Source organism: Synechococcus sp. R55.8 (assembly GCF_047461895.1).
Lineage (GTDB): Bacteria > Cyanobacteriota > Cyanobacteriia > Thermostichales > Thermostichaceae > Thermostichus.
Window position 1 is genome coordinate 1 of sequence record NZ_JANSIB010000096.1, and the last position, 11,783, is coordinate 11,783.

At 57.1% G+C, this 11,783-nt stretch carries 13 protein-coding genes and 1 tRNA gene; 6 read left to right on the forward strand and 8 right to left on the reverse strand.

Features of this window, described 5'->3' with window-relative positions; all coding sequences use genetic code 11:
* The 3 genes from NW829_RS09930 to NW829_RS09940 form a co-directional block, all read left to right on the forward strand.
* On the forward strand, positions 1-359 hold a 359-nt coding region (locus NW829_RS09930; protein ID WP_414416989.1), incomplete at its 5' end, for a DUF1818 family protein.
* A gap of 42 nt (positions 360-401) precedes the next feature.
* Positions 402-1,208, forward strand: a complete 807-nt coding sequence (locus tag NW829_RS09935) for an FAD binding domain-containing protein (protein WP_414416990.1) — start codon at positions 402-404, stop codon at positions 1,206-1,208.
* A gap of 498 nt (positions 1,209-1,706) precedes the next feature.
* Positions 1,707-2,216 (forward strand): type IV pilin protein, encoded by a 510-nt coding sequence (locus NW829_RS09940; RefSeq protein WP_414416991.1) that lies wholly within the window; start codon positions 1,707-1,709, stop codon positions 2,214-2,216.
* A gap of 33 nt (positions 2,217-2,249) precedes the next feature.
* Here the strand turns inward: NW829_RS09940 and NW829_RS09945 are convergent.
* Positions 2,250-2,323: transfer RNA gene (locus NW829_RS09945), tRNA-Arg, on the reverse strand.
* Positions 2,324-2,524: 201 nt separating this feature from the next.
* Here NW829_RS09945 and NW829_RS09950 point away from each other — a divergent pair.
* Positions 2,525-2,959, forward strand: coding sequence for a hypothetical protein (locus NW829_RS09950; RefSeq protein ID WP_011432900.1), 435 nt, complete (start codon positions 2,525-2,527; stop codon positions 2,957-2,959).
* 452 nt (positions 2,960-3,411) lie between these two features.
* Here the strand turns inward: NW829_RS09950 and nuoK are convergent, their stop codons facing one another.
* The 5 genes from nuoK to NW829_RS09975 all read right to left on the reverse strand — a co-directional run bounded on the left by nuoK (position 3,412) and on the right by NW829_RS09975 (position 7,235).
* The gene (gene nuoK / locus NW829_RS09955) at positions 3,412-3,717 is read right to left on the reverse strand and encodes an NADH-quinone oxidoreductase subunit NuoK (protein WP_414328814.1); all 306 of its coding nucleotides are present in this window, start codon (positions 3,715-3,717) and stop codon (positions 3,412-3,414) included.
* Positions 3,718-3,798: 81 nt separating this feature from the next.
* Positions 3,799-4,407: an NADH-quinone oxidoreductase subunit J gene (locus tag NW829_RS09960; protein ID WP_011432903.1), complete on the reverse strand. Its 609-nt coding sequence runs from the start codon at positions 4,405-4,407 to the stop codon at positions 3,799-3,801.
* 119 nt (positions 4,408-4,526) lie between these two features.
* Positions 4,527-5,876 carry a TPM domain-containing protein gene (locus NW829_RS09965; RefSeq protein WP_414416992.1) on the reverse strand — a complete coding sequence of 450 codons (1,350 nt, stop codon included), beginning with the start codon at positions 5,874-5,876 and terminating at the stop codon, positions 4,527-4,529.
* A 145-nt stretch (positions 5,877-6,021) separates the two neighbouring features.
* Positions 6,022-6,753 (reverse strand): lipoyl protein ligase domain-containing protein, encoded by a 732-nt coding sequence (locus NW829_RS09970; protein WP_414389137.1) that lies wholly within the window; start codon positions 6,751-6,753, stop codon positions 6,022-6,024.
* Between the two features lie 17 nt (positions 6,754-6,770).
* Positions 6,771-7,235, reverse strand: coding sequence for a YbjN domain-containing protein (locus tag NW829_RS09975; RefSeq protein WP_414328810.1), 465 nt, complete (start codon positions 7,233-7,235; stop codon positions 6,771-6,773).
* Between the two features lie 222 nt (positions 7,236-7,457).
* Here NW829_RS09975 and NW829_RS09980 point away from each other — a divergent pair, with 222 nt between their 5' ends.
* Positions 7,458-8,213, forward strand: a complete 756-nt coding sequence (locus NW829_RS09980) for a 5'-methylthioadenosine/adenosylhomocysteine nucleosidase (RefSeq protein WP_414357952.1) — start codon at positions 7,458-7,460, stop codon at positions 8,211-8,213.
* A gap of 63 nt (positions 8,214-8,276) precedes the next feature.
* Here the strand turns inward: NW829_RS09980 and NW829_RS09985 are convergent, their stop codons facing one another.
* Positions 8,277-9,254 (reverse strand): PspA/IM30 family protein, encoded by a 978-nt coding sequence (locus tag NW829_RS09985; protein WP_011432908.1) that lies wholly within the window; start codon positions 9,252-9,254, stop codon positions 8,277-8,279.
* Between the two features lie 305 nt (positions 9,255-9,559).
* Entirely contained in the window at positions 9,560-10,378 is an 819-nt protein-coding gene (locus NW829_RS09990) for a hypothetical protein (protein WP_414416993.1), read from the reverse strand.
* 85 nt (positions 10,379-10,463) lie between these two features.
* Here NW829_RS09990 and NW829_RS09995 point away from each other — a divergent pair, with 85 nt between their 5' ends.
* Positions 10,464-11,726 (forward strand): class I SAM-dependent methyltransferase, encoded by a 1,263-nt coding sequence (locus tag NW829_RS09995; RefSeq protein WP_414416994.1) that lies wholly within the window; start codon positions 10,464-10,466, stop codon positions 11,724-11,726.
* Positions 11,727-11,783: the final 57 nt, after the last annotated feature.

Here is an 11,783-nt window from a genome sequence, read left to right on the forward strand (position 1 = left end):
TGCACAAGGGATCCGGCTGGCGGCTGGGCTGGGATCCCACCCGTTCCCCTTTTGTTGCCCTGGTGGGGGGAGAAACCTGGGCGCTGGAGCTCACTCAGGAGGAGTGGCAAGCGTTTGTGCAGGGGGTGCAGCGCCTGCAGCAGGATATGGAGGCCATCGCATCCCAACTGATGGCGGAGGAGAGCATTACGCTGGAGCAGACTTTCCCTGCTTTGACCCTGATAGCCAGCGGCAGCGCCACTGCCTGGGGCCTCTACGTGCAATTGCATCAAGGCCGGCGCGGAGAAGGTTTTTGGCCTGCTGATGTTGTCCCTGAGCTATGCCAGGCCCTCGCCCAATGCTTTCAGGAAGCTCTCTAGCCCCCTGAAGCCTGCAGTCTGGATCCCTGCCTGAGAGAACCCATGGATCTGCACCATCTGCACACCTACATTCGTCCCCGACAGCTTGAGGACTTGACCGCATGGGATCCCGGCTGGAACTGGCTGGCCGGGGGGACTTGGCTCTTCTCACAGCCGCAACCCCACCTGCGGGGACTGATCGATTTGCATCCTCTGGGCTGGAATGAGCTGGAAATCAGCGCAGAAGGGCTAAAACTGGGGGCAACCTGTACCTTCCAGCAACTGCTGCAATACCCTTGGCCGCCCCATTGGCCGGGGATCCGCGCCCTGTGCGAGGGAATGGCATCTTTGGCCTCTTTTAAGGTGGCCCACTTGGCAACGATAGGGGGAAATCTCTGCCTGGCCCTGAGTGTCGGTGTCGTAGCACCCGTGTTGATCGCTCTTGAGGCCACCTACACGCTGATCGATCTGCAGGGATCCCTGCGCCACATCCCCGCTCAGGACTTTCAAACCGGCCCCCAACAAACTCTGCAGCAGCTGGGCGAAGCCTTGCGATCCATCTGGATCCCGGCCCAACGGCTGCGCGGCCCCAGCACCTTTCAGCGGCTCGGCATCACCCAAACGGATCCCGCCTTGGTGATCGTTGCCGGATCGCGCGATCCCGACTCAGGCAACTATCGCTTCGGGCTCAATGCCGCCCTTTCACCCCCACAACTGGTGCGGCTGGGATCCCGGCCCGATCCAGAACATCTTCCCCAACTTTTGGCAGAGCAAGCCCACGGCTGGATCGCGGATTTTCGGGCCAGCGCCCTTTACCGCCAACGCATGAGCGAGGTATTGATTCGCCGCTGTATAGACATCTTGGGCTAATCGGGGTATTGCCCCATCCCAACAGGGGGCTGAGAACGACGTACTCATCCTGCCAAAGCTCCCGCCGCTCTGAAAGTAAAGGTTTTAGGCGTGGGTCAGTGCCCCAGTTTGAATCGAAATGACCATAAGTCTGACATTCCCGTCCATAGGATTGAGATAGCCACAGGCAAAAATTCATCTGTTGCTGTTCCAAAAATGGGTAACACATAAAAGTTTGGGGCAGTAGCAACTGGCAGTGTCACCCCATAGACAGCCGCGAAAACAGTTCACAGTGAACTCAGATTTATCTGGCCTTAAAACTTGAAGCCAGTTTACAAAAAATTTACCTACAGTTGATATCCAGTGGGGTTTTGGATTCAGGAGTTCGCGTGATTTGACAGGGAAAGTTTTGGGTCTGCGAAGGGTAACCTGAGACCAAGAAAAGGCTTGAATACCAGGGCAAGATCCTTCGGGTTTAGCTAAGTGCCTGATTTCTCCCGAAGCGGGACTGGAACTGCTATGAGTCGGTTTTCTCCTCATGAAGTGTATCTCCGGAGAATCCTCTTTCGTCTGGCCACTGCGGCTCCTCGTGGCATGACATTGATCGAGTTGCTGGTGGTCATTGTGATTGTCGGTACTCTCTGCGCGGTGGCCATTCCCAACCTGCTCAACCACATTCGCCGCTCCAGAGTTGCTGAAGCCCAAACAGCTTTGGCGACCATTGGCCGCGCTTCAGAAATCTTCCGCATGGATTTTACGGTTTATCCTTCCAGCTACGCCGATATTCAATTCGGAGGGATCCACGGGGATCGTTATCTGCAAGATCCCTGGCAAGCCTACAACTACCGTCTTCCCGAAGTTGTTCCTCCCACACCTGGCCCAAGCGGCATTCGTTGGATGACGGAGTCTCACACCTACACAGCTGCTGGTGGGAATCCCCTGCGCTGTGACATCGGCCTCGGGGATCGCCAGCAAGAGGTTCTGGTCTCTGGCTACGACCTGCACAACTCCTGCAACCTTTATCATTGACTTGCCTGGGCGAGATTTGGCGGCTTGAGGAGACGGGACTGGGCGGACTTGAACCGCCGACCTAGCGCTTAGGAGGCGCTTGCTCTATCCATCTGAGCTACAGCCCCTTGTCGAACATCCTACTGCTCTTAGCCCCCATCTCAGATTACAGCCCTTTTGCAGATGAGGTGATACCCGACCAGTTCTCATCATGCCCCAACTGGGTCTGGCGTTATCGGTTGTGTTGTTGACATTGACCTGCTAGACATCTTCTGTGATGCTAAGAAGTGTTAAGCTAAGGACTTGGATCCCAAACCGAGGTCAGCCCTATGGAATCCCTTTCTGATCCCTTCGTCAATCCCCCCATTTACTCTGCCATCGCCTTATTCAGCTTTTTTGCTGTTATCTTTGGCATCATTTTCAAGGACAATTTGGAATACCAGGTGGCCCTTTGGCAGCTCAACCGGGATAGCCAAGCGCAAATTCGCTACCGCACTCCTGGGGTGATCCTCACCTACAGTCTCTGCTGCCTGTTTACCTCTGGGTTTGTGGCCGCGTGTCTGAACGTGTTTGGCCTGTCTATGGCCTTGGCCGCCTGCGTCGGTGGGATCCTAGTGTTGAGCACGGCAGGCTTGGTGTGGTGGCAGTTGGGATCCCTGATGGCTCTGTTGGCTGCCGGTGGATCCCAGGCCATCGATATTGACTCTTACGGAGCAGGGGCCATTTTGGATTCTGAGGCGGCAGCACCCCCCGAGGGAGAATAGGATCTTGGAGTAGTCTTACCCCATGCCCTGGTCTAGCTGGATCAGCTGGATCCAGAAGAGCGTGCCTACAGAGTAGAGAAAGCTTAAGAAGTTTCTGGCCAACTTGTTAAAACGAGAGAACAAGTGCCAGCTCAGCTTTTGAAAAACGCCTCTTTCTGTAAAAAATTACAAATTATAGTCATTCCAAACTAGACTGGGACACTCCCCAAGCGTTCCGCCTCGCCTCCGTGACCGCTCCCAGAGGAGAGGGGAGCTAGAAAGCAATACAACGGAAATGTTTCATCCCTGTTTAAAATGACTATAGTGGTTACAATCTCTCGCCACCCTCCTATTTTTCCCAGAAAAAATTACCACTTGACCCCTCTATCCTTTTCCTTTACTTAGGCATTCTGGCTTCACTTGACTTCAGCTTGCTAGCCTTGCCTTGATGCAAAATAAGCAACGGAAAAAGGCTACCACTTAAGCAAGTTGAAGCTCTCCATATCGATAGTGGCGCGGTTGCGGTAGATCCCCAGCACGATGGCCAAGCCCACTGCGGCCTCGGCAGCCGCCACAGTGATGACAAACACCGAGAACACCTGGCCGCGAATCATCGCTGAATCGACAAAGTTGGAGAAAGCCATGAAGTTCAGGTTCACCGCATTGAGCATCAGCTCAATCGACATCAGGACGCGAATCGCATTGCGGCTCACAATCAATCCGTAAATACCAATGCAGAAAAGAATCGCTGCCACCACCAAGAAAAACTGCAGTTGCAACATCGCGATGAGCTCCATGTAGATACACAATGACAGGGGCCTCGGGAAAGCTCTAGGTTTTATGGCCGAGAGCAGTCAGCTTTAGCGGGTGCTCACCAGCTCTGCCGGTCGTTCTGACTCTGATTCCAGCTGGGGTCGGGCCCGCTCCAGCAAGCTCAGATCCCCTTCTCCGGCTTGGGGAAGAACAAACTCCCGCCGCGCCAAGACAATGGCCCCAATCAACGCCATCAGCAGCAAAACAGAAGCCAGCTCAAAAGGCAGAAGATAATCGCTGAAGAAGTGGCCGCCGATCACCAACACACTGCTCAAAGGTTGGATCGGCTGCAGCGGCCAAGGGGTGTTCAAAGCCATCGCGGCTAGAAGGGCAAACAGACCCAAACAGACCACCGCCGTCACTCCGTTGCGCAGCCAGCCCAGCTTCAGAGGAGCAAAGTTGTAGCGCCGATTCACCAACATGATGGCAAACAGGATCAACACATTAACCGCGCCGACGTAGATCAGAACTTGGGCTGCGGCCACAAAATCGGCATTCAAGAGGAGATACAACCCGGCCATGCTCAGGAAAACGCCCCCGAGCAGAAAACCGGAATAGACAATGCTGGGGGCCCAAACCACGCCTAGCGCGAAGCCAATGGCCATCGCCGATAGCACCACAAACGTAACCAGTTGTACGCCTTCTCCGAGGGTCATGAGAGATCCGTCCTTAGCCAGTTTCTATTGCTGCTCCCTTACCACTGTACTGTCCTGGCGGATTTAAGAGAAGCCCGACTCCTTTTTCAGATCGATAGAGAAATCTCTAGAGTTGGGTCTCACCAACTGCCGCCCGCTCCGCCACCTCCGCTGCTACCGCCACCGAAGTCTGAATCTCCACCTGAATCTCCACCGAAGTCTGAATCTGTGTCTGTGTCGCTGAGCTCGGGGATGACCACCTCTCGCTCGCTGCGGTACCCGCAGATAGGACAGCTCAGGATTTCCAGCTTCAAGCCGCTAGAGGAATAGGTGGCTTCCCTGAGAACCTGTGTGGTGAGGTCGAGGGTGAGGGCTTGGCACCGAGGGCAGTAAAGGTGTCGGGAGAGCGTGCCTTCGCGCACAACCACAGCTATTCCTTGACAGGTAGGACAAAACCAGCCGTAGTAGCGAGCTCTGCCGCGGCTCCTGGCCAGGCGATGCTCTTGGGGAAGGTACTTATCCAGAAGCTGGGGCTGGATGAGTCGCATGGGTCGACCACAGGCTTGACAGACCACTGGCTGAAAAGGGATCCCACGCTTCCGGCCCAAGGTGCCGTCAGTGGCCATAGCAGCCACAACCGGCAGAGCGAACCCCAGCCAGTTGCCGCTGGACAATCCTAGGAACACGCCAAGGCAGAGGGATCCCGAATAGAGGAAGAGACGAATGGGGTCGCTCTGAACCGAAGAGAGCACAGCACCTGTTCTTGGATCTCTGCGTGTCAGGCAGAGGACTTGTCTTCCCCCTCGCTCAGCCCTTAGAGAGACGGGCATGCGAGAGCGCTGCCACCCCAGTCCCAAAATGATGATCCCCAGCAGCAGCAGGATCCCTTCCACCAGGGAAGAATCAATGCCCTGGGCCACTGCCCCAGAAGAAGTTGCAATCGTTGAGGTGGTAACTTCAGAAGCTGCCGCAGGAACATTTGCAACGGGCTGGCCCTGCAACACCGAGGTCAACTGCCGCACCCCCGCCAGAGTGCCGCCATCGAAATCCCCATCGCGAAACCGAGGCAGGATCTGCTGGTCGATAATCTGCTGGACTCGGCTGTCGGGGAGGATAGCGACCAGGCCCCTGCCCGTTTCGATTTCCACCCGCCGATCCCCTACCGAGATGAGAAACAAAACCCCGTTGTTTTGGCCTGCCTTGCCGATCCCCCAGTAGTTAAATAGCTGCGTGGTGAAGTCTTTTGGTGTTGCATATCCCTGAGTATTCGGCACGGTAACCACTGCCATCTCGGCACTGGTGCGCTGCTCAAGCTGAGTGATAAGACGGTTGAGCTCGTTTTCGGTGCTGCTGCTGAGGATGTTGGCGGTATCGGAAACCCACCCTCCATACTGACGGCGGGGGTTGGGCACTTGTTCAAGGGTAATGGCCCAAGCGGGCTGCGGCAGCAGGGATACAACTAGCAAAACTGCCGCCCAAACTTTCGGCATGGCTTACCTGGCTGAGCGCTGCCTAGGTTCTAGCACAGCTGTCTCGGCTAGACTGGCAGTCCTTTTCCCAGGGAGAGAGGGGAGTTGGGGAACGGTTGAGACAAGCCGCTTCTTGTTGCTGGTAATTGTTAACAGCAACCGGCCCTCAGTCCGGCCAAGGGAGCCAGGCTTCTTCTTGCCATTCCACTTCAAAGCACTCCCGGGCGGCCTGGAGAAAATGTTCGATCAAAGCAGGGATCCCTGGCGCCGTGGGGCAAATGTCGTAGATACCAATCACCTGCGAGCCGGGCAGATACCGTTCCCACAGCTCTAGATTGGGTTGCAATAGGAGGGATCCCTGTTGCAGGATCCCCCAAGGTTGCCACAGTTGGGCGTTGCCCATCAGCTTTTTGCCCTGCCAGCTCAAGTCAGCACGGGTACGGGAGGCAAAGCAACTGGTCTTGTTGCGGTAGCCGGGATCCCGGTGGCTTCGGCCGTGAGCAAAAGCGGGCTCATCTATGGCAATGCCCAGCTCCGCCAACCCCTGCACCCAAAAGCGGCAACAGAAGTCGTACACCCAGGCCCGCTGCAAACTGGGCAACCTGGCTTGCAAGTAAGAAAGGGGCAACACCAAGCTGTAGGTCAGCTCTGCTGCATCCTCAGCCGCCTGATGGAGCACCGCCCTTCCCCCCGTGGGTCGGCGCACAATCGGGATCCCTGGCAGGGGATCTGGCCAAACCTGGTGCCGTCCCAGCGAGAGGGTAAGCTGATCCCAGCCATAAAAGCGCAGGCAGGGGTGAGGGTCATGGCGCAGCCGCTGCAGAAGCCAGGCATCCTGCTCCATTTGCCAGGCCCCAGAGGCCACGCGGTAGGGGAGCCAGTATCCCTGGGATCCCATCCCGGCAAAGCCAGACCCTAAACTTTGGGAAACTCGGCCTGGAGGGGCTCATCATATTCATCGGCCAAGCTGGCCACAATGGTGATGGCCCGGGAAATTTCGCCCGCTGTGATCCCTTCCAAGGTGCGGTAGTGGTTCAGCACCACCTGGTTGTTCCAGATGCAAAAGCGCGCCTCTAGGGTGTCGCTCCAATTCTTCTCCAGGAGCTTCTGCATCAGCTTGGCCGGTTCTGCCACCGGCAGAGAGAGAACAGGAGACCATACCAAAAGGGTGTCTTCTGGGGATTCGCCGCTCAAATGGACGAACACTTCTGCCGTGCCGTAGGTGAACTTCCAGGTGTGTCCCTGCTCATGGTTTTCGTAGGCCGCATCCTCTTTGAGGCTGGAAACCACCGCCGAGACAACCTCAACGCAGCGAAGGGGCTCTGGAAAAACCTCTGGCGAAGGGTTAAAGGTGCTCATGAGCGGCTCACTGTAGACCATGGTCTTCCCCCTATTCCCTATCCAACCACCTCAACTATACCGCTATACCGCCTAAGACTCCGACCTATCCGGTCATCGCTTTGGGATCCTCAACTCAGGCGAGAATGAAACCGTTGGCAATGGTTCACTAAGTGGCCGGACAGGTGAGGGCAAGCGATCCCCCCCCGCCAACTGGAGAGAGAGCCTGTTCAAAAGTCTTTCGAAGAACCTGAGGGAAGCTCTATGGAATCTCCATCTCATCTCCCCCAGAAAGCCATTGGTATTCTTGGAGCCCTGCCCGAGGAAGTGGCCATGCTCACCGCAGCAATGGAAACCTGCTCCATCCATACCCATCTGGGGCGACAGTTCCACCAGGGATCCCTGGCGGGGCAACCGGTGGTGGTGGTACAAGGTGGGGTGGGCAAGGTGCGGGCGGCAACCACGGCGGCTCTGTTGGTGGCCCATTTCCCTTTGCAGGGGATCATTTTTACCGGTGTGGCCGGGGCCTTGGCCGATCACCTGCACATGGGAGATGTGGTGCTGGCCCATGCGGCGATCGAGCACGACTTTGGCACCGGACGACCCGAGGGCTTTGTCTTGGGGATCGACTTTATCCCAGAGCTGCGCCACCCACTGGCCGAGGCCGATAGCGCCCTCTACGACCTGATTGTGGCCCATCCCGAGCGGATCCCTCTCCACCCCCTACAAGGCCGGGATCCCGTCATTCATCAAGGCTTGGTGGCCACCGGCGATGTGTTTGTGGCCGACGCAGACCTACGCCGACAAATCCGAGAACGCACCGGCGCTTTGGTTGTGGAGATGGAGGGGGCAGCCGTGGTGCGAGTAGCGCAAGAAGCCGGGATCCCTTGTTTGCTGGTGCGCTCGGTCAGCGATGCAGGGGACGATACGGATTTCTTGAGTTTTTTTCAAACGGCGGCGCTCAACTCGGCCGCAGTCGTCCGCACCATCCTGCAAAGTCTGCCCCCGTCCTTGCCTTAGCCCGACTGTGGGGATCCGGGGATCCCCTTTCCCAAGGAAGAGTTGGGCTGGATCGCGTTGGCGTCAGTTGTTCATCTCCCGCTCCAGCTTGGCCATCGAGATCTGGCTTTCCAGGCGGGAAATGCCTTCGCGAAGGGTTGCCACCTGTGCTTCAACTTCATCCAAAGATTTGCGAACCGCTTCTGCTGCGCTCATGTGCTGGTTGCGCCGAACCAAAGCCTCGCGGGCAAGGTCATCCTGGTTCTGTTGGCTGGCTTTCTCAGCCCTGACAAACCAATCTTCGGCCTTTTGCAAAATTTCGTCGTACCGCCGTTCCAGTTGCTTGCGACTGGCCAGGGTTGTGGTCAGGCTGCGCTGCAATTGTTTCAGATCCCGCTCCATCTGCCGGATGCTCACCCTCTGTCGGCTGGGCTTTCTCCACAGCACCTTGCTCAGACCCACCATCACCACCGCAGTAGCAATCCCCACACCCGCAGCCGCCGCCGGATTTTCACGAATCAAAGAACCATCCAAAACATTGACCCCCGCAAAGGCCGAGGTTTGCGTGGCCGTCTCCCGAAACTCCCAAGGCATCACCGGATTGCGTTGCTGCCAGAAGCCTAACCGCGCCGCTTGGGCCGCCTCTTGGGCTTCTAGGTAGCGTTGCCGATTGGCCCCGTGCAAAAAGCGCTCGTAAACCACCGCCTGACCCTGGCGCAACATCTCCAAATTCACCAAACCATCGGCGTTGTACACCTGGGCAATGTGAAGCCCTTCCGGTGTGACATAGAGGGTATCCACCTGCACCAGGGATCCCGTCGGGAGCAAGTTTTGCAGAGCCTCTTGGGATAGCCGCCCCCAGCGCCCTTGGGTTAGCTCTGGCGCATCCACGTAGGCCAGACGGAAACGGGTTGGCCTGCCGTTCAAGTCCGCCCAGAAGGTATCCCCATCCACCACCGACCGCACCCGGGCCGTCCCGGAAGATTGTGCTGCCGCCGGAAGAACAAGCCAACTGCCCGAAAGGACAGCCACAGTCATCAGAAGGGAAGTTCTTGAGGTCATGGGGGTCACTCCTATTGTGCAGAACAAGAACAAAAGTTAAGAAATAATAAGATAGAGAAGTTTGGGGGAACAAACCGGAATCCCAGAGCGTCCTTGGGGATTGCCGTGAGGCTGGCTGCTGCTCTTCCCTGGCAAAGGCAACAGAGCCAGCTGCTCCCTACGTCGGAAAAGCGAACCTCTCCCACGAAAAGCTGCGGCTCTTGAAGAGTCGGCCCGTTGGGTTGGCTTAATTTGGGTTAGAGTTTAGCTCACCTTTTGGGGCAACGTCACAGCCCTAAGGCGCAATCTTTGTCCCCCGGATCAAATCACAGGCGCAAGCGATAGGGTTCTTCGTCGGGGAAGTCGGGCAGAGGAGGGGGCAGGATCTCGATCTCCCCCGTAGGCAGCGTTTGCAGCACGGTACCCAACTGGACCAGTTGTTCCAAGACAAACAGGCGGGTATCCCGGTCGGTGGTGGAGTTATACACGCTCAGCCAAACATCGAATTGGGAACGGCGGCTGAGAGGACTGCGGGCGATGTTATCTCCTAGTTGACGAAATTCATCTCCAGGCAGGCCCACCTGCTCTCGCCAGGCAGCAGCTTGGTAGTAATCGGTGCGGCCCGCTTCCGCGTCCCCCAGAAACATAAAGTTAAGTAGGGCGCGATCCACATAAAGTCGCCAAGCGTCAGGGTTGTTTTGGGGGTTGAACTGCTGCAAGCCGCGATCCAAAATCTCGACGGCTTTTTCCGGCTGGCCGGCCCGATAGGCCAACACCAAACTGGAGAGCCGGTAGCCCAAGAGGAAATGGGGATCCAGCCGCAGCATGTGATCGAAGTAGTCGTAGGCCAGGCCATAGCCAGTCAGGGTGCGAGCCGGTGCATCCCCGTAGTACTGGATCAGCTCCAGCCACAGCCAGGAAGCCCCCAAGTTGCGGTAGCCCAGCCACCCCAGCGTATTGGCCAGGGCAATGTTGCGGTTTTTGCGGGCCTCGGCATTTTCCAATTCTCCCAGATTGATCCGCTCCAGCATCGGCAATTGCAGCCGCACCACCAGGATCCCACACAGAAACGCCCCCCCAACGGCGGCCAGAGTGCCTGCCAGGGAGAAGCGAGAGCGACGACGGGGCAAGGAAGCAGTAGCCATGGCAAGTTTTTTGCGGATCCCTGAGGCTGTCGCGACCAGGGCTACACTCAATCATAAATTGAACCGTTGAGCCTTTCCCCTGCCTATGGCCAGCTCCGCCCTCTCCGCTTCGGAACGAGCCTTGAGCCTTTACGAGGCTCTGCCCTACCCTAATGTGCCCCTCTCGCAGACGGCCCGCAATGCCCTGCCGGAGATGTTCAAGATGAGCTATACCACGGCTCAGTACCTGCGCACCCATACTATCGTCCCGCCAGAGGGCAAGGTGTTGTTGAATGCCGGCTGTGGCTCCGGCTGGGAAACGTTGATGATGGCCGAGGCCAATCCAGGGGCCCAGATCGTTGCCTGTGATCTGTCTCCGGCTTCGGTCAAGCTTACCGAGGAACGCCTGCGCCACCACGGCTTCACAGATGCCGAATTTTATGTCCTCAATCTGCTGGAGCTGGATCGCCTGGGGATCCAATTCGATTTCATCAGCCTCAATGATGTTTTGTATTTGCTGGAGGATCCCACCGAGGGCCTGCGGGCCATGAAAAATGTCCTCAAGCCCGATGGCATCATCCGGGCCAATCTCCACAGCCGCCGCCAACGGCAGGTGTTTTTCCGCTTGCAGGAAGCCTTTCAAAAAGTGGGCCAATTTGACGTTCCACCGGCTGTAGGGGCGCAAAATGTGCGGGAGTTCATGGGATCCCTGCGAGAAGAAGTGGCCCAGGCGGTGCTCTGGAACCCGGCCAACTATGCCGAAGATGCGGCCATTATGAATAATTACCTACTCTCCAACGACAAGGGGTTCACGATCCCCGACCTGTTTCGCATGTTGCAGCAGGCGGGGTTGAGCTTTTTGAGCTTGGTGGATAGGCCCGACTGGTCGGTGGAGTCTTTGTTTAAAGAGGTGCCTGAGTTTGTGCGGCAGCGGTTGGCAACCCTCAGCATCATGGAGCGGCTGCATCTGTATGAACTCCTTCGCCCTGTCCATCGCCTCATCGACTTTTGGGCGGAGCATGCCGGCTCTTCGCCGGTGCTGCCCTGGAGCGACGAAGATTGGCTGTCGGGATCCGTACAATTCAATCCCCTGTTGATGGACAACCCCCGCTTTCGCCAGGAGTACAGCAAAGCCCTGCAAGAGAAGCGGCCCTACGAAATGCAGTGGACAGGGGCCACCCACGGGCGGATCAGCATCCCTGCCGAGAAAGTGAGCTGGTTGGCGCCACTGCTTCAAGGACCAACGCCGGTTCGAGAGCTGATTCAACAGGCCGTCCAGTTGGGATCCCCAGATGAAGAACGAACAACCGCTGAGGTGCTGACCTTCCTAACCAACCTAGAAGACTTTCTTTTTTTGATGCTGCAATAGGCAGCTGATACATTTACGCTGAACACTGCTGAACATCACTGTTCAACTATGCAGCGA